General features: G+C 40.9%; 19 protein-coding genes, 1 pseudogene and 1 other annotated feature. Of the genes and pseudogenes, 16 read left to right on the forward strand and 4 right to left on the reverse strand.

Annotated features, from left to right (window positions below):
* The first annotated feature begins 258 nt into the window (after positions 1-258).
* The gene (locus EAE90_RS18825) at positions 259-1,557 is read left to right on the forward strand and encodes an HAAAP family serine/threonine permease (RefSeq protein WP_214054772.1); all 1,299 of its coding nucleotides are present in this window, start codon (positions 259-261) and stop codon (positions 1,555-1,557) included.
* Positions 1,558-1,639: 82 nt separating this feature from the next.
* Here EAE90_RS18825 and EAE90_RS18830 read toward each other — a convergent pair whose 3' ends face one another.
* Positions 1,640-2,461, reverse strand: a complete 822-nt coding sequence (locus EAE90_RS18830; RefSeq protein WP_214054773.1) for a hypothetical protein — start codon at positions 2,459-2,461, stop codon at positions 1,640-1,642.
* Between the two features lie 890 nt (positions 2,462-3,351).
* Here EAE90_RS18830 and EAE90_RS18835 point away from each other — a divergent pair.
* The 3 genes from EAE90_RS18835 to EAE90_RS18845 all read left to right on the forward strand — a co-directional run bounded on the left by EAE90_RS18835 (position 3,352) and on the right by EAE90_RS18845 (position 6,473).
* On the forward strand, positions 3,352-3,666 hold the full coding sequence (locus EAE90_RS18835) for a Cro/Cl family transcriptional regulator (RefSeq protein WP_214054774.1): 315 nt from the start codon (positions 3,352-3,354) through the stop codon (positions 3,664-3,666).
* A gap of 1,024 nt (positions 3,667-4,690) precedes the next feature.
* Positions 4,691-5,029, forward strand: coding sequence for a hypothetical protein (locus EAE90_RS18840; protein WP_214054775.1), 339 nt, complete (start codon positions 4,691-4,693; stop codon positions 5,027-5,029).
* Between the two features lie 589 nt (positions 5,030-5,618).
* Positions 5,619-6,473: a hypothetical protein gene (locus EAE90_RS18845; RefSeq protein ID WP_214054776.1), complete on the forward strand. Its 855-nt coding sequence runs from the start codon at positions 5,619-5,621 to the stop codon at positions 6,471-6,473.
* A 92-nt stretch (positions 6,474-6,565) separates the two neighbouring features.
* Here the strand turns inward: EAE90_RS18845 and EAE90_RS18850 are convergent, their stop codons facing one another.
* Positions 6,566-7,771 carry a serine hydrolase gene (locus EAE90_RS18850; RefSeq protein ID WP_214054777.1) on the reverse strand — a complete coding sequence of 402 codons (1,206 nt, stop codon included), beginning with the start codon at positions 7,769-7,771 and terminating at the stop codon, positions 6,566-6,568.
* 302 nt (positions 7,772-8,073) lie between these two features.
* Here EAE90_RS18850 and EAE90_RS18855 point away from each other — a divergent pair, with 302 nt between their 5' ends.
* A complete protein-coding gene (locus EAE90_RS18855; protein WP_214054778.1) occupies positions 8,074-8,694 on the forward strand; it encodes a glutathione S-transferase family protein in 621 nt (206 codons plus the stop codon).
* Positions 8,695-8,700: 6 nt separating this feature from the next.
* On the opposite strand, the gene EAE90_RS18860 is transcribed toward EAE90_RS18855, so the two are convergent.
* Positions 8,701-9,528 (reverse strand): SDR family oxidoreductase, encoded by an 828-nt coding sequence (locus EAE90_RS18860; protein WP_214054779.1) that lies wholly within the window; start codon positions 9,526-9,528, stop codon positions 8,701-8,703.
* Between the two features lie 284 nt (positions 9,529-9,812).
* Here EAE90_RS18860 and hisL point away from each other — a divergent pair, with 284 nt between their 5' ends.
* The 11 genes and pseudogenes from hisL (at position 9,813) to EAE90_RS18915 (ending at position 18,403) form a co-directional block, all read left to right on the forward strand.
* Positions 9,813-9,860 carry a his operon leader peptide gene (gene hisL / locus EAE90_RS24740; protein ID WP_109791964.1) on the forward strand — a complete coding sequence of 16 codons (48 nt, stop codon included), beginning with the start codon at positions 9,813-9,815 and terminating at the stop codon, positions 9,858-9,860.
* Positions 9,836-9,957, forward strand: a sequence feature (His leader region). It overlaps the preceding gene by 25 nt.
* Positions 9,958-9,983: 26 nt before the next feature.
* Positions 9,984-10,883 carry an ATP phosphoribosyltransferase gene (hisG, locus tag EAE90_RS18870; protein WP_036780019.1) on the forward strand — a complete coding sequence of 300 codons (900 nt, stop codon included), beginning with the start codon at positions 9,984-9,986 and terminating at the stop codon, positions 10,881-10,883.
* Positions 10,884-10,889: 6 nt separating this feature from the next.
* Positions 10,890-12,209 (forward strand): annotated as a pseudogene (gene hisD, locus EAE90_RS18875) (histidinol dehydrogenase); the annotation flags it as partial.
* A complete protein-coding gene (gene hisC / locus EAE90_RS18880; protein ID WP_281422375.1) occupies positions 12,210-13,313 on the forward strand; it encodes a histidinol-phosphate transaminase in 1,104 nt (367 codons plus the stop codon). It begins immediately after the preceding pseudogene.
* Entirely contained in the window at positions 13,313-14,380 is a 1,068-nt protein-coding gene (gene hisB / locus EAE90_RS18885; protein WP_214054780.1) for a bifunctional histidinol-phosphatase/imidazoleglycerol-phosphate dehydratase HisB, read from the forward strand. Before hisC ends, hisB begins: the two co-directional genes overlap by 1 nt.
* Entirely contained in the window at positions 14,380-14,985 is a 606-nt protein-coding gene (gene hisH, locus EAE90_RS18890) for an imidazole glycerol phosphate synthase subunit HisH (protein ID WP_214054781.1), read from the forward strand. The genes hisB and hisH overlap by 1 nt, the downstream gene beginning before the upstream one ends.
* A 5-nt stretch (positions 14,986-14,990) precedes the next feature.
* Positions 14,991-15,728, forward strand: coding sequence for a 1-(5-phosphoribosyl)-5-[(5-phosphoribosylamino)methylideneamino]imidazole-4-carboxamide isomerase (hisA, locus tag EAE90_RS18895; protein ID WP_214054782.1), 738 nt, complete (start codon positions 14,991-14,993; stop codon positions 15,726-15,728).
* Positions 15,710-16,486, forward strand: coding sequence for an imidazole glycerol phosphate synthase subunit HisF (hisF, locus tag EAE90_RS18900; RefSeq protein WP_214054783.1), 777 nt, complete (start codon positions 15,710-15,712; stop codon positions 16,484-16,486). The genes hisA and hisF overlap by 19 nt, the downstream gene beginning before the upstream one ends.
* Positions 16,480-17,085, forward strand: a complete 606-nt coding sequence (gene hisIE / locus EAE90_RS18905) for a bifunctional phosphoribosyl-AMP cyclohydrolase/phosphoribosyl-ATP diphosphatase HisIE (protein WP_214054784.1) — start codon at positions 16,480-16,482, stop codon at positions 17,083-17,085. Before hisF ends, hisIE begins: the two co-directional genes overlap by 7 nt.
* Positions 17,086-17,263: 178 nt before the next feature.
* Entirely contained in the window at positions 17,264-17,359 is a 96-nt protein-coding gene (locus tag EAE90_RS24745) for an HTH domain-containing protein (protein WP_425516862.1), read from the forward strand.
* 294 nt (positions 17,360-17,653) lie between these two features.
* On the forward strand, positions 17,654-18,403 hold the full coding sequence (locus EAE90_RS18915; RefSeq protein WP_214054785.1) for a YaaW family protein: 750 nt from the start codon (positions 17,654-17,656) through the stop codon (positions 18,401-18,403).
* 17 nt (positions 18,404-18,420) lie between these two features.
* Here EAE90_RS18915 and EAE90_RS18920 read toward each other — a convergent pair.
* A partial coding sequence (locus EAE90_RS18920; RefSeq protein WP_281422327.1) for a transposase occupies positions 18,421-18,598 on the reverse strand: 178 nt, incomplete at its 5' end.

Here is an 18,598-nt window from a genome sequence, read left to right on the forward strand (position 1 = left end):
ATCAAAAGTCTGGTCTTAAAATTCCCAGACTTTCTTTCAAAAAAGAAAGTAAAGCGAAAATTTTGGCTTGTTAATTTAAAGTCCAATTTTCGACCAAGATGTTAATGTGGTAATAAAAACGTTTAAATAAACATCAAAGATATTTAAAGAATTTATTTTTATAAAGAAAGAGTTAGGCCACATGTATTTGCATTTATTGCATACTTGCGGCATTGTAATTTCATTTTTTAATTTACCGCGTTATTCTCGGAGATAACTATGGATATGACTCAAACAGGTACGATCGCATCGCAGGCCACCAGCCCAAGCGATTATAAAACCTGGCGTAAATCAGATACAGTATGGATGCTTGGCTTATACGGCACCGCAATTGGCGCTGGTGTATTATTCTTACCTATCAACGCCGGTATTGGCGGCCTGCTGCCTCTTATAGTGATGGCGCTACTGGCTTTCCCAATGACTTTCTTCGCCCATCGTGGGATGTGTCGTTTCGTTCTATCAGGCAAAAACCCTGGTGAAGATATTACCGAAGTCGTAGAAGAGCACTTTGGCAGCCTGGCAGGTAAACTTATCACCCTGCTCTATTTCTTCGCTATCTACCCAATTCTCTTGGTTTATAGCGTTGCTATTACCAACACCGTAGACAGCTTTATTGTTCACCAATTACATCTACCTTCTCCGCCTCGTGCCTTGCTGGCGCTGATCCTAATTATTGGTATAATGACCATCGTCCGTTTTGGCGAACAGGCGATTGTTAAGGCGATGAGTGTGCTGGTATTCCCATTTGTTGCCGTTTTGATGCTACTGGCGTTTTATCTGATCCCTAACTGGAACACCGCAATCTTCGAAAACATCACCGTCTCTGCATCAAGTGCAAGTCATGGGCTGCTTATTACGCTATGGCTGGCGATCCCGGTAATGGTGTTCTCTTTTAACCACTCGCCAATTATCTCGGCGTTTGCTGTGGCAAAACGTGAAGAATATGGTGAGAATGCTGAGAAAAAATGCTCCCGCATCCTGGCATACGCCCATGTCATGATGGTCGCCACCGTGATGTTCTTCGTATTTAGCTGCGTATTGAGCCTGTCTCCAGAAAATCTGGCAGAAGCCAAAGCACAAAATATTTCTATTCTGTCTTATCTGGCTAACCACTTTAATACACCCGTGATTGCCTATATTGCTCCGTTTATTGCATTTATAGCCATTACCAAATCTTTCCTTGGTCATTATCTGGGAGCACGTGAAGGCTTTAATGGTATGGTTATTAAGACATTGCGTGACCAAGGCAAAACTATTGAGCCTAAAAAGCTGAATCGTATCACGTCCATTTTTATGTTAGTCACAACTTGGATTGTTGCGACTCTGAACCCAAGTATTTTGGAAATGATCGAAAGATTAGGCGGTCCTATTATCGCAATGTTGCTGTTCATTATGCCGATGTATGCAATCCGCAAAGTTCCTGCAATGCGCAAATATAGCGGCAAGCTGAGTAATGTATTTGTCGTCTTTATGGGATTAGTGGCTATCTCTGCGGTCCTCTATTCACTGTTTGCATAGATAAACACGACTTGGTTGCTGTTCTCTTCAAACGAACAGCAACCAAATTAATGATATGAACTAACCGACAGAAAAATTTAAGCTACACGACCCACTTCACCCAATCCCCCAACTGTTCATCATATTGCCACAAATCGTCCTCATTAAAATATCCGCTTTCGTCTATTGGCACCCCCTGCTCCTCTTCTTCGTCCCATTGTTGCCGCAACTTATCTGTCAGGATATAAGGGGTCTTGGTCGCAATCTCCCCAGTAAAAGGAAACCTATTGCCTGTCTCTTCAAGACGGATGAATCTGGCATCGGCAGGAATATTAGAGATAACTACAGCCTCGGTTGTTGAAGGAAAGAGAATATAACCGTTAATCAGCGGGAAATACCGTGGTAAGCCGGGTTTATACGGCGATGGAATGATATCAACGGCATTCCACATAAGATGATAATCTAACCCCTCATCGTTATTAGGCCCCATTGGATAACCTTGATAAAGATAACGATTATGAACGGAATAATTACCCGTCAATACATATGCAATATAAAAATAGTAACTAATCAGATCGACTTCTTCTGTTCTGAACGTACCGAATATTGAGTGTAAAGGAAATGTTCCCATGCCGCCAAGAAGACCAAGAATCTCATACTGTTCATCATGACCATATTGCTCAATATATTTCCCGGTCTTGATTTTCGACACCTGTATATCGGTCAAAATATTATCGCGTCCATTACTTGGGTTGAATCTATATCGACCATAAAGAAAATGCAGACTATCCTCATAAATGTAAGTAAATTGCTCCTGATTAAGCATACGGAGAGGATTCGGTTTATCCGTCCATCGCTTGTCAGCACTTAAGTTATTGCGATTTCCGAAACGGATAGAAAGCGCTAACGGATCAAGATATGACATATAACCACCTTCATCATAGAACAGTGAGCCTATACGCCCATTAGAAAACGATAATTATTTTCCCAACAACGGCTTAACACTATATTGTCATGCCAATTTATGACTGCCTCCCCAATATTATCTTAAATGTGTTACCACTAAAGTACTAAATGCATGTATTAACTCCCTATACAAAATAAACAATCTAAGTCTATATTCAATAAAATAATGAATTCTAATTATTTTATTTCTAATAACATTATTCTATTGATAAATAAAAAAATCGCTCCAATGCAATTTAACCTTAATGTTGAAATGGTTATTTACATAGCTATTTTATTTACTATTGAGTTTTTTAAATAATAGACCAATACTTCATAAAGAAAAGTTTTTTTTATAAAAAACACATACAATATCTCATTTACATTAATATTTATATAAATTTCAAATAAATAAATTAACCATATTTATTTACAACAATCAAAAATATAATTTAAATTTTTAATTATCAAGCTAATCATTCAAAACAAATAAATCACAAATAACATTTTAATTTAATCTAATTATATGCAATATGAAAAATTCCAATTATTTTATATTTCTCAAGTTGACAATTTATTTTCTATTTTTAGCAATATAACTCCACTTATCAATCAATTACATTATTTTCTCAAATTTATTTGACAACCTATAAATGGCACCTATAGTTATATGTGTTAGAGAAAATGTTATATGCCAATTAAAAATGTTAACTGTCCTATATTTTTAGTGCAAAAAAAATTTCTTATGTAGATTGCTTTTATAGTAGAAGTACCAACCACCTTATATTTCTCAAACAAACGGTTTTCCGTTATTTATTCAGAGATAATATAGGTTATTTATTAATTAAATTATATTTTGGAGTTTATATTATGATTAACGACATGCATCCTTCTTTAATCAAAGACAAAGATATGATAGATGACGTAATGTTACGTAGCTGTAAAATCATTGCAATGAAAATTATGCCAGACAAAGTTATGCAAGTCATGGTGACTGTATTAATGCTTGATGGCACATCTGAAGAAATGCTTTTAAAATGGAATCTGCTAGATAATAGAGGCATGGCGATTTATAAAGTCCTGATGGAAGCACTTTGCGCGAAGAAAGATGTGAAAATAGGAACCGTAGGAAAAGTTGGCCCTCTCGGTTGCGATTATATTAATTGCGTAGAAATCTCTATGTAAAATAATCGCCTATGAAATGCTTGAGCCAAATAATAGATTCCTAATAGAAATTCAATCTGATTGAAGCGATTTCATTAATCGCAAAATACAGTACTTTTGTGATAGGAGTTTGGCACAGCATTTTTCTGGTATAATGAAGCTGATTTTTATAACAGCACATTCTACCCTATTTAAGGCAGAGCGTAATATTAACGCTCTGCCTGCATGGTTGTATTTAATATAAAAATAAAATCTCATAAAAATAACAGAAAACAGGCTTTCAATAAATTTAAATTAATTAACTCAGTTATCTATTTTACACAGACAATATCAATATATTATTATCAGAATTTAATTTCATCTAAAAAAATTTCTTATAAAAACTACATCTAAGATAGCCCATAGCACCCACTAAATCCAAAAAAACAAAGCATAACAATATCCCATTATTGCACACTGTGAATAATTAATAACAGATGTAATTACATTAATAACATTCATAATATGTAATTATTAATCAAATATCATGCATGCAGGTATTATTAATATAAAAATAGATTCAAATAAATTAATTTCAAATCTTTCAGTCATATATATATCTATGCGAAATATTATAGGATAAGAATAATTTCCTCATGTTTTATTTGAATATTAACCAGAAAACAAAAATTTAAATCATTCACTACATACTGCCTGTACACTTCAATTCCTACGGATGACTTCTTACCCTCACTCTATTAATAAGAACATCCTGCATAAATAACGCCCACCGGAATAGATTGTTAATTTTTCCATTTCAACAACACGAAATAAATATCAATATTATTTTTTGATTAGAGTGATGACTTTGATTATTATAACCATTTAGAGGAAATATATTATTGGCAACATTTTAACAGCATCAATAATTATATGACACAGATAAACTTTTAATATGGATTACAATTACCAATTATCTTATATTTCTTCGGCGGACAAATTACTGCTCTGCACATTTAGTAAAAAATTATTTTTTTCAATTACATTAAATTAAAAGGTTAACACGATGAACTATGCAAATCCTTCTTCTAATGAAGCGGTAACAGAAAATAAACCTGAACAAACTTCTCCAAATCCTAATTACTATTTCGCTGTTGGTACAGTAACTTCAGTTCAGGCTGCACCTGATCAAAACCAATTGCAAGTAACTGTAACTATGCAATTCCCTAACGGCAAATTTAACTATCTGTTATGGTGGAATGCGCAGGACTACAGAGGTGCAGCGCTGTATCATCTTCTTCTGAGCGCTTGCAGCAATAACAAACGTGTAAATATAACATCTTCATCAGCGGTTTCTCCTGGTGGTTACAATTATATCTACAATGCAACACTGTTGGCTTCTTAAGATAAAATTATAAATTGCGAAATAGCTACACCTAATTCCTTATTTCTACAATAGAAATTGAGTGTAGTATTTCTCTGGTAGAACAAAGCGGATGTTGAGTAAAAGCTAACAGTATTTTCTACCAGACATTCCCTTCTCCAGGCAGGACCTTAATCACAAGGTTCTGCCTGTTCTGGCAACACAGCTTTAAGTTCACGATAATTAATAAATAATATCTTATTTCAATAATGCTATTTTGGTGTCATTAATCTATATTCAATGAATTTAAAAATCATTTCAAATAGAAAATAAAAACCTATAAAAGTAATAAAAAGATAATAATAGACCTAAAGTTAATACTGATAAATTCATTAACTTTACATTTAACACTCCCAATAACAACATATTAAAACAATTGTATTAAATCTATTTCTGGATAATAATATTTTAATTTTTACAAATTAATTCCCTATCTAATATTACCTATAAAATAATACCCTACCCCCAATTAAAACTCATTTTCTTGACAAATATCAATAACGCTTACTACTATTTTTAATACTTGAATATCTATTTCTTTCACTCACTTCTCTTCATAATAGGTGATCAAATGTCAGAAGAAAGCCAACGCATTAAAAAGCCATCCTCAGGTTACGCAACAGATCATTTCTACGATGGAGCATGGCATAGAGCCGTCAAATTTGTTGAGGGCAGTGTTGAATTTTTCGATGTTTACGATGTTATTTTTGAGGGGATTACTTACCAATCTCCACCGATCTTAGTTTCTGAGAATCTCATTATTGTTCCTATAGCAAAAGATGAAGTTGCCTGGAACAGTAAAATAGAAATATATGGCGCTATCGGCACTGGAGAAAGTGAAAAAATTTTTTCCGACGGTGATGCTGTCCGACCTTTCGCCGGTGAACTTGATGTTTCAAATCCTCAGGAACCCCTTGTTATTTTCGGCGGAGGCAATGTTAGTCGTTTTCCCAATTACACAGCCAGTGTCAATGGAGTTGAATATGGTGGTTTGATGATAGACCCAGAAAAGAATTCAATATCCCTATTGCGCCCCATTGAAGATGGAAAGCTGATGGTATTTGGTAAAACTGAAACTGGCAAAAATGTCATTGTTTTTGAAATAGAAACTGAAGGTGAAAATAAACCGCTTAATGGATGGGTAGAGTTTCATGACGTAGCAACCTGTATCCTATTCAGAAATGGCGATTTAACAGGATTCGCTAACAGCTATGAACTCCGATATGAAGGAACATCAACCCGCAATTATCGAGGTTTATCACCTACGCATATTCGTTACGAAAATATTGGTCATCATGTTAGAACTGAGGTCGAATTATGGGCTTACTGGCAAGATAAACCTGATGGTGTCTTGTTATTCAAAGGCCGTTACAACGGATCTACTACAAAAAACAACAAATGTTGCTCTCTAGATGGAAAAAAATAAGCGTAAAACGTGCGCGGCAAAATGCCGCGCCCTAAGTAAGGCAGAATATAACTCCACCCAACCTGCCGCATAAACCACATATTGACGTCAAATCAACCAAAAATCGCCTTAAACCAACCACTCACTTTCATCACAATCAAATCCCAAATACGACTGAAAAAGCCACCTTCCTCCACCGCCTCTTTAACCACCAAAGGACGTTGCTCAATCACCTTATCCCCCAATTGAAAATTAATCACGCCGACAACCTGATTTTTCGCCAAAGGCGCTGTCAATGGCGTCTGATTTAACGTGTAACTGGCTTTCAAATTTTTTAGCTGCCCACGAGGAATAGTGATCGCCGCATCTTTTTCCACGCCAAGAGCAACATCTGAACGATCGCCATACCAAATCTTTTCTGAAACAAACGGTTCACTAGCTTTAATGGGCGTCACTGTTTCATAAAAACGGAGTCCCCATGCAAGTAATTTTTCACTTTCGGCGAAACGAACCCGATCACTTGGCGCACCTAGCACAACAGAAATCAGCCGCATAGGTCCCTCTGTCGCTGAAGCAACCAGGTTATAACCAGCGCCGCTGGTATATCCTGTTTTCACACCATCGACATTCATATTCTTGTTCCACAGCAATCGGTTACGGTTAGGCTGTTGGATTTTATTAAAGGTGAATGTTTTCTCTTTATGCAGAACATACTCATCAGGAACATCACGGATCATAGCCTGACTCAATATAGCCATATCACGAGCAGTACTGAATTGGCCCTCAGCATCCAACCCATGAACCGTGCGAAAATGGGTGTTAGTCAATCCAAGCGCTTTTGCATAATTATTCATCAGACTAACAAATACATCCTGACTACCCGCCACATAATCAGCTAAAGCAATGCTGGCATCATTGCCAGACTGAATAACAACACCACGATTCAAATCGATCACTTTTACCCTGTCGCCGGGTTTAAGAAACATGAGAGAAGAACCTTTCAATATAGGATTACCCGTCGCCCAAGCATCCTTTCCCACAGTAACGATATCTTCCTGCGTGATTTTTCCCGCTTTTATCGCCTGACCAACAACATAACTGGTCATAATTTTCGTCAAACTGGCTGGATCAAGCCGCTCATCGGGATTACTCGCAGCCAAAATTTTACCGCTGTCATAATCCATTAGCACATAAGCTCTGGCGTCCATTGGTGGAACGACAGGTTCATCCGATGCATAAACACGGGTACTTACCATTGATGCCATTGTCAGCACCGCAATAACACATTTCATCGTCATCGCCAGACTTTTCTTCATCATCGTTCCCCTTTACTTAATAAGAAAAAATGTCAAATTCTTATACCTTATGGATTTCAAGATGCATCGCGGCAGCGAGGGAGCGAATCCCCGGGAGCATAGATAACTATGTTACCGGGGGTGAGTGCAGCCAACAAAAAAGCAACTTGAAATATGACAGGTATATTAATATAAAATGTTGTACAACAAGAAACCAACATAAACAGTGTAAAGATTGTGCTGATCATTAATTTTCATGTAATCCAATAAAACATATTAGTAGCAAATAACAGACTTTCTTATTATCCCAATTCAAGGAGAAGCCCATGCTGACCATTTGGGGCCGTAAAAACTCTTCCAATGTAAAAAAAGTGCTCTGGTGTCTGAAAGAACTCGATGTGCCGTATAATCAGGTAGATATTGGCGGTAAATTTGGCAAACTGGACGACCCGCAATATCTGAAAATGAATCCGAATGGGCAAATCCCCTGTTTGCAAGAAGATAATTTTGTCCTGTGGGAATCTAACGCAATCGTTCGTTATCTTGCAGCGAAATTTGGTAAAGATGTGCTTTATCCGCAAGATTTACAGGAAAGAGCGAATGCAGATAAATGGATGGATTGGGTTGGTTCACATCTGTTTCCTCACATCAAACAACTCGTTATAGGTTTTATTCGCACACCTGAAGCAGAGCGGGATCAAAAACAAATAGAACAAACCCTGATTGAAATCGAAAAACTGACGAAAGTGCTCGATAACACCCTGGCAGAACAAAAATACCTTTCTGGCGATAAATTTGGCATGGCTGATATTGTATTAGGACCCATGATTTATCCTTGGCTTAACATTCCAATCAAACGTCCATCTCTGCCAAATATTGAACGCTGGTATCAATTAATGGCAGAAAGACCAGCGTTCAAAGAAATTGTCATGATTGAGTTAAGTTGAGAAAAATCAGCTCATTGGCATCCATTTAGGATCGGGATATTGATACTTAAATCCTAACTCCTGACAAATACGGCTGCCATCAACAATTCTGCTTCCCACCTGAGTTTCTTCTCTGGAAAACTCAGGTGGAACTAAATCAAGCTGATGACTGGCCTTAGGATAAAATTCAGCTTTGGTTGGGTGAACAGGCGCACATAAATTATAAATATGCCCACCGTTAGTCCTCTGAATTAATAAATTAATGGCTGAAATCACATCATCCTGATGAACTAAATTGACCAGCTGATTCCCCCCTTTAACGTCCTTTTTTCCCGCCAGAAAACGTCCGGCATGACGATCACTGCCTACCAAACCGGCTAAACGTAAAATATCCACGGAAATATTTGGCAGTTTGTGCAACCAATTCTCTAATTCAACCAATGCCTGAGCGGAAGACGTTTCAGGGCAAAAAGGCGCATCTTCATTGAGATTACCCGCAACAAAGCCATAAACAGAAGTAGAACTGGTGAAAATAATCCTTGGCACGGAGTATGAGAGAGCAGTATCAACAATTAACTGAACTGCCTTAACATAGTTATAACTGCCCCCCGCAGTGTGACTTGCCGGTAAAGTGATGATCATCACATCGGCTACCATCAGTTGCTCCAAATCATCAAGCGCACAATTGATCTGAGGCTCCAGTTTTAACAAATAACATTCGATACCAGACATACGTGCTGCCTCTACACCATCTGGCGTCGTTTTACTGCCAACAACCTGCATGCCACTACGACTCAATGCCTTAGCTAATGGCATCCCCAACCACCCCAGACCGATAATGGAAACTTTTTTCATCACCACTCCTTCATATGCCTGATATTATTTTGATTATGCAAACAATTTGAACATTAAGCCACTGTTATTATTGGTCCTGTATCTCTCCCACAGAAAACAATATTTCGCGTAAAAACAAAACATTATTACAATATAAATTGATTGTTAAAAAAATAGATTGATTTTAGACCGTCAAATCGTATAGGTTGAATAGCGAGCAAAAAATTTAACCTCTGCTGGTCAATGAATAAAAACAACCGGCGGTAAACAGTCACCAATAGCAATAATAAATAAAGAGAAACCTTATGATCCGCATTCAATTTAGCCATTACCACCATCATCATCCTGATTAGTCTTTCAGGCGGTTGTGTGCTGGAAGACGTTTAGCGGATCTTCCGGTGGCATGAATGCGATAAAACCCTCGGAAGGATCTTCCGGGGGTTTTTTTATGTTTTCGATTTTAAGTGGGGATAAAAATGTTAGATAAATCACGTTTACGTATCGCAATGCAGAAATCAGGCCGATTAAGCGAAGATTCACGAGAATTACTGGCTCGTTGTGGTATTAAAATTAATCTGCAACAACAGCGCCTAATTGCATTCGCGGAAAATATGCCAATTGATATCTTGCGAGTACGTGATGACGATATTCCAGGGCTGGTTATGGATGGCGTCGTTGATCTGGGTATTATCGGTGAAAACGTGCTGGAGGAAGAGCTATTAAACCGCCGCGCTCAAGGAGAAGATCCTCGTTATTTCACCTTGCGCCGTCTTGATTTCGGTGCCTGTCGCCTTTCACTGGCCGCGCCTCTAGACTACAACTATACTGGCGTCGAATGTTTACAAAATGCCCGTATCGCAACCTCTTACCCTCACCTGTTAAAACGTTATCTCGATCAGAAAAAAATCCACTTTAAATCCTGTCTGCTAAATGGCTCAGTTGAAGTTGCCCCGCGCGCTGGGTTAGCAGACGCTATCTGCGATCTGGTTTCAACTGGCGCAACACTAGAAGCGAATGGCCTGCGGGAAGTAGAAATCATCTACCGTTCCAAAGCCTGTCTTATTCAACGTGATGGTGAAATGCCTGCCGATAAACAGCAACTGATTGAGAAACTGTTGACCCGCATTCAAGGGGTGATTCAGGCCCGTGAATCCAAATACATCATGTTGCACGCACCAAGTGCAAAACTCGAAGAAGTGATTGCATTGCTGCCTGGGGCAGAACGTCCAACAATCCTACCGCTGGCGGGGGATCAGAACCGCGTTGCCATGCACATGGTAAGCAGTGAAACACTGTTTTGGGAAACGATGGAGAAACTTAAATCCCTTGGCGCCAGCTCCATTTTAGTATTGCCGATTGAAAAGATGATGGAGTAAACGAAAATGGCTAACCGTTTCGATACCCTGATCCACTGGCAAGAATGCCATGACGACCAGCAAAGCAATCTACTGACACGCCCTGCTATTTCGGCTTCCGAAGAAATCTCCCGTACAGTGGAGCACATTCTGCATGCGGTAAAAGAGCATGGCGATCACACTCTGCGTGAATTCAGCCGCCGTTTCGACAAAATGGTTATTGAAAATATCCGTATTGCGCCAGAAGAGATCGCCGCCGCAGAAAACAGTCTGAATGATGACATTAAACAGGCAATGCAACGGGCAATGAGTAATATCCGCGTTTTCCACGAAGCGCAAAAGCCTATAAAGATCGAAGTAGAAACCCAACCCGGGGTCTATTGTCAACAAGTAACACGACCTATTGATTCTGTCGGACTCTATATCCCCGGTGGATCTGCCCCACTACTTTCTACCGTTTTGATGCTCGGAACACCTGCTCAAATAGCGGGCTGCCATAAAGTGGTACTTTGTTCTCCACCACCGATTGCCAATGAAATTCTCTATGCAGCCACACTGTGTGGAATTACGGAAATATTCCAGATTGGTGGCGCTCAAGCCATTGCTGCTATGGCATTTGGAACAGAATCCGTACCCAAAGTAGATAAGATTTTTGGTCCAGGTAACGCTTATGTTACCGAAGCCAAAAGACAAGTTAGTCAGCGCATAGATGGCGCTGCCATCGATATGCCTGCTGGCCCATCGGAACTGCTTATTATCGCCGATGCGGAGGCAAACCCCGTCTTTGTGGCTGCCGATTTACTCTCACAAGCAGAACATGGCCCTGACTCACAAGTGATATTAGTGACACCTGATGAAACATTGGCCAGAAAAGTGATAACGGAAATCGAAAAACAGCTTACTCTGCTTCCCCGCTACCAAATTGCCGCCAAAGCATTAGCACACAGCCGGATTGTTGTGACGAAAAACCTGCAACAGTGCGTAGAAATCAGCAACCGCTATGGCCCAGAGCACCTGATTATCCAAACCCGCCAGCCGGAACAACTGGTTGAAAAAATCACTAGCGCTGGCTCTGTTTTCCTCGGTGACTGGTCGCCGGAATCTGCGGGAGATTACGCATCAGGAACCAATCACGTACTACCAACGTATGGCTACACTTCAACCTATTCCAGCCTTGGGCTGGCGGATTTCCTAAAACGCATGACAATTCAGCAACTGACGCCACAAGGGCTGCTGAACTTATCTCAAACCATTGAAACACTGGCGCAAGCAGAACAACTGACCGCTCATCAAAACGCTGTCACTTTACGGGTGGCGGCGCTGAATACTGCCAGCCAAGGAATAAATATGAATAACATTTTTGATGCCAATCTGTTGGCGCGAGAAAATATTCGCAAATTAACACCTTATATGTCTGCCCGTCGCCTTGGCGGCACAGGTGATGTTTGGTTGAATGCCAATGAATACCCACTAGCACCTGATTTCCAATACACTGAGCAAACATTAAACCGTTATCCTGACTGCCAGCCAGCCTCGGTTATCCATCGTTATGCCGCCTATGTCGGCTTACAACCAGAGCAAGTACTAGCCTGCCGAGGTGCTGATGAATCCATTGAACTGCTAATCCGCGTATTTTGTGAACCCGGACAAGACGCGGTTCTGTTTTGCCCTCCGACTTATGGTATGTACAGTGTCAGCGCTGAAACTTTTGGTGTCGAACAAAAGAAAATTGCCGCACTGGAAAATTGGCAACTGGATATCAAAGCGATCGAAAATAACCTTGACCGGGTAAAATTGATCTATATCTGTAGCCCTAATAACCCAACAGGAAACTCAATAAATCCTGATTCATTACGTAAAATTCTGGAACTGACCGCCAATCGTGCAATTGTCACTATCGATGAAGCCTATATTGAATTTTGCCCGGAAAAGAGTATCGCAAACTGGCTAAAAAACTATCCAAATTTAGTCATTTTGCGAACCCTCTCGAAAGCTTTTGCTTTAGCCGGTCTGCGTTGTGGATTTACTCTCGCATCTGTGGATATCATCACTCTATTGTTAAAAGTGATTGCACCTTACCCGCTTTCTACTCCTGTTGCGGATATTGCAGCACAGGCACTGACAGCAGAAGGCATCGCTATTATGCAAAAACGTGTTATTGAGACCAGGAAGAACCGCGATTATTTGCAACAAGCGTTGAATAAATTGGCTATCGTTGACAAGGTATTTCCCAGTGAAACCAACTATATATTGGTGAAATTCTATGACGCAGAAACTGTTTTCAAAACATTATGGCATCAGGGCATTATCCTGCGCGACCAGCGCAAACAGCCCGGTTTAGAGGGTTGTCTGCGGATCACCATCGGCAGCCGTAAAGAGTGTGAGCAGGTGGTTGAAGCCATCAGCAACCTTTCCACTATAAATGAACAACCAAAGGAGACAGCAAACTGATGAACCAGAAACTCCTTTTTATTGATCGGGATGGTACGCTGATCACTGAGCCGCCAACAGATTTTCAGGTTGATCGTCTGGATAAACTGTCACTGGAAACCGAGGTTATTCCGGCGCTGCTTGCCCTACAAAAATCGGGATTCAGGCTGATTATGATCACCAATCAAGATGGCCTTGGCACAGATAGTTTTCCATTTGAACAGTTTGAACCGCCACATAACCTGATGATGCAAATTTTCAGTTCTCAAGGTATCCATTTTGATGAAGTTTTAATCTGCCCTCACAAGCCAGAAGAGAACTGCCATTGCCGTAAGCCAAAAATAAAACTGGTAGAAAAATATCTGGCAGCAGGCTTGATGGATACCGCTAACAGCTATGTGATTGGCGACCGGGAAACCGATCTGCAACTGGCAAAAAATATGGGCATTCAGGGGTTACGTTATCATCCGAAAAATCTTAGCTGGTCTGCCATCAGTGAACAACTAACCCGTAAAGATCGCCATGCTCATATTCAACGCGTCACTAAAGAGACATCCATCAATATTGACATTTGGCTCGATCGTGAAGGTGACAGCGATATCAATACCGGTGTCGGGTTCTTCGACCATATGTTGGATCAGATTGCTACTCACGGTGGTTTCCGCATGCATGTTCAGGTCAAAGGCGATCTCTGTATTGATGATCACCACACTGTTGAGGATACCGGCCTGGCATTGGGGGAAGCATTGAAACTGGCGTTGGGAGATAAACGGGGCATCTGCCGCTTTGGTTTTGTGCTGCCAATGGATGAATGCCTTGCCCGCTGTGCTCTCGATATCTCCGGTCGCCCTCATCTGGAATATAAAGCTGAATTCAAACACCAGCGGGTGGGTGATCTGAGTACTGAAATGATTGAGCATTTCTTTCGTTCACTCTCTTATACAATGGCCTGTACACTGCATCTGAAAACAAGAGGCAGTAACGATCATCATAGAGCAGAAAGTCTGTTTAAAGCCTTTGGTCGAACACTACGTCAGGCGATTCGGGTAGAAGGCGATACATTGCCTAGTTCCAAAGGGGTTCTGTGATGAAAGTCGTCATTCTTGATACTGGCTGCGCCAACTTATCATCGGTAGCTTATGCCATCCGAAAATTAGGCTACCAACCTGAAATCAGCCAAGAAGCAACAACGATCCTGGCAGCAGATAAATTACTTTTGCCTGGCGTCGGCACTGCCAGTGCCGCAATGGATCAATTGAAACAACGGAAACTGATATCGTTAATTAAAGTACTCAGCCAACCTGTGTTAGGCATTTGCCTTGGCATGCAGCTATTCGCTGCCACCAGCGAAGAAAGCGATAATGTTACCGGTGATAATGTCACCCTACTCGAACTTATTGATTCCCCGGTCCAAAAAATGGCTACTCATGGGCTTCCATTGCCACACATGGGCTGGAATCAAGTGCTGCCAAAAGCCGGACACCCGCTATTCCGTGGTATTGAAGACAACGCCTATTTTTATTTTGTTCATAGCTACACAATCCCGCTAAATACCTACACCATCGCGCAAACTGAATATGGCAATACTTTCAGTAGCGCAATCGCCAAAGATAACTTCTTTGGCGTGCAGTTTCACCCTGAACGTTCCGGTGCTGCCGGAGCCAGACTATTAAAGAATTTTCTGGAGATGTAAGCACAATGATTATACCGGCATTAGATTTGATTGATGGCAAAGTAGTACGGTTACATCAGGGGGATTATGCTCAGCAACGGGATTATCAACACGATCCTCTGTCCCACTTTCAACAATATGAGCGACAGGGAGCAAAACGACTCCATCTGGTTGATCTGACCGGTGCTAAAGATCCATCCGCCCGCCAGCTTCCTTTACTACGCAAATTACTTGCAGCGGTTTCTATACCTGTTCAAGTCGGTGGCGGCATCCGTACAGAAGAAGATGTGAAAACATTGCTTGATGCGGGAGCCAACCGGATAGTGATTGGCTCTATCGCCATAAAACAACCGGTACTCGTTACCCAATGGTTTAAACGTTTTGGTGCGGAAAATATTGTGCTGGCGCTGGATGTCCGTATCGATGATACAGGCATGAAACAAGTTGCCATCAATGGCTGGCGGGAGAATTCCTCCGTCACTCTGGAACAAGTTATTGAGCAATATCTGCCTTACGGGTTGAAATATGTACTGTGTACAGATATCTCCCGTGATGGCACGCTAAATGGCTCAAATGTCGAATTATATCGGGCAATTTGCCAATACTATCCACAAATCGCGTTTCAGGCTTCGGGGGGCATCGGCACATTAAATGATATCGCTTCTTTGCCTGCCAGCGGCGTAGCCGGAGTGATTATTGGTCGCGCATTACTTGATGAAAAATTTACCCTGACGGAGGCAATTCAATGCTGGCAAAACGCATAATTCCTTGCCTTGATGTTCGTAACGGGCAAGTGGTTAAAGGCATTCAATTTCGCCATCACGAAACTATCGGCGATATTGTGCCACTCGCTCAACGGTATGCGGAGGAAGGGGCCGATGAACTGGTTTTCTACGATATCACTGCCTCATCTGATGGACGGGTAGTCGATAAAAGTTGGGTCGCCAAAGTTGCGGAAGTGATCGATATTCCTTTTTGCGTTGCCGGTGGGATTAAAACCGTCGAAGATGCAGGGCAAATCCTCTCATTTGGGGCAGATAAAATCTCTATCAATTCCCCTGCCTTGGCCGATCCAACCTTGATTACCCGTTTAGCCGATCGTTATGGCGTTCAATGCATCGTCGTAGGGATTGATACCTGGTTTGATGAAAACACCGGCCGCTATCAGGTTTATCAGTTTACCGGTGACGAAAAACGCACAAAGGCTACTCAATGGCAAACCCTCGACTGGGTAAAAGAAGCGCAACGCCGTGGTGCAGGTGAAATCGTACTCAATATGATGAACCAGGATGGTGTCCGCAATGGCTATGATCTGACTCAACTAAAACAGGTGCGCGACGTTTGCCATGTTCCTCTCATTGCCTCTGGCGGCGCAGGGGCGCCAGAACACTTTCTTGATGCCTTTAAACAGGCAAATGTTGATGGAGCACTTGCAGCATCTGTATTCCATAAACACATTATTAATATTAGTGAATTAAAACAGTACCTTTCACAACAAGGCGTGGAGATAAGAACTTGCTGACCGCACAACAAATCGAAAAACTGGATTGGGAAAAAGTCGCTTATATGATGCCGGTTATTGTACAACATGCTATATCCGGCGATGTCCTAATGATGGGCTATATGAATAAAGAAGCACTGAATATTACTATCAGTTCAGGCAAAATCACTTTCTTTTCCCGCAGTAAACAACGTCTATGGACCAAAGGTGAAAGCTCCGGCCATTTTCTTAACTTGGTCGATATCTATCCTGATTGTGACAATGATGCCCTATTGGCACTCGCAGATCCAATCGGCCCTACCTGCCACTTTGGTACACACAGTTGCTTTGCTCCGGCACAAACTGAATGGGGATTTCTCTATCAGCTTGAAAAATTGCTGGCGAGTCGCAAAACAGCCGATCCTGACCATTCATACACCGCGAAGTTATATGCCAGTGGTACTAAACGAATCGCTCAGAAAGTGGGCGAAGAAGGGTTAGAAACCGCTTTGGCAGCGGCAGTGAATAATAAAGAAGAGCTAACGAATGAAGCAGCAGATCTGATGTATCACCTAATGGTTCTACTACAGGATCAAGAGCTGGATCTCAGTTGTGTTATTCGTCGATTACGAGAAAGATGAGGCAGATGTCAGATTAATTTCAGATCCTTATCCTATCAATGTTTTTTGGCATCTCCGCTGCTCTGGCCGAGTTTGAGCGTGAGCTGAACACACTCTAGCAAGTCTGGCATCAGCATAGGTGTGCGGCAAGAAAGGCTGTCGGCCATTCAAAATGACTGCGGCTAAATTGTGTCCGGCCATGAGACAGCCGAAAATCAAGGTTAGCGAATTGTGCAAGGAACTTAGCATCACTCGACAAACGTTGTACCGACACATATCGCCGAAAGGTGAGTGACGTCCAGACAGATTGAAACTGCTTTCACACCCATGACGTCAGAATCTTCAATATCCCATCTGCTAACACGTGCTACACCAACGGTTCTAGATCAAATCCTCAGCGAACTCCTGATTAACCAACCGCAGAAAGCTTCCGCAATAAGATGCAGAGACCATTCATCAATATACTCTTTAGGGCAATGTCACCCACAGGTTGATATTTGATGCAAAAATAGAATAAAAATTATAAAATCCATGAGGTAATTTTTATTTCAATGGTTTTACTATTCACTGATTAAAGGAAAAAAGGAAGATGGCATATCGTTATGATGCAGACTTACAGTTTTTATCTGAATGTTCAGATAAACAACTTGAAGATTTGGTATATCTGTTAACTCACAATAAGAATGGAGAAAAAAGATGGACGGAAGAATTAACAACAAACGAACTATATAAATCTCAATATCCGAATCATAGTAAGTACTGGGAGGCTATCGCAACAGAGATACAATGCTTTGGTGGAAATACATTTGCTACAATTCTTAGAGGTGGTAAAGGTGTTTTATATAAGGAAATTCTGTGCGATGTATGCGATAAATTAAAAGTTAATTACAATAAAGATTCAGAAACAGTAACAATAGAAAACAATCTTTTGATGAAGATTATGACAGACGCATTAAGCTCAATGTCCACAGAGCAAATAAGAGAGTTAGGAGGCGAGCTAGGAATAAAAAACACATCAGGATTAACATCACAGGCCCTTACTGCTGGATTTCAAGCAATATTTAAAGCCGGGGGTTTTAAATCCTATCAGCTAACGGCCATAATCGTAAATCAGGTGATGAAAGCACTTATTGGACGAGGACTAAGCTTCGCGGCTAACGGGACATTGATGCGAACAATATCAGTATTAGCAGGTCCCATTGGCTGGGCAATTACAGGGACCTGGACAGCAATTGACATAGGAAGTGCGGCATATAGAATCACAATCCCAGCAGTGATTCAGGTAGCTTTCTTAAGAAGCCAACAGTCAGCTAGAATTGCTGATGAAACGCAGATCTAAATTAACCCGAATTCTGCTTAAGCCATCATTGAAATATCTTTCTCTGAGTAGAAAATTTTCAGTGATGGCTTTTTCAATTTAAGGCTGTAAGCAATCAATCCACCTAAAACACACAACAGAAAGCCTTTTATACTTCGGTGGCGCGAGTGCTCAATTTGAGAAATGGTCTTTAATTGCCCATTAATCGTTTCGATG

This window comes from Photorhabdus caribbeanensis, from assembly GCF_018448885.1.
Lineage (GTDB): Bacteria > Pseudomonadota > Gammaproteobacteria > Enterobacterales > Enterobacteriaceae > Photorhabdus > Photorhabdus caribbeanensis.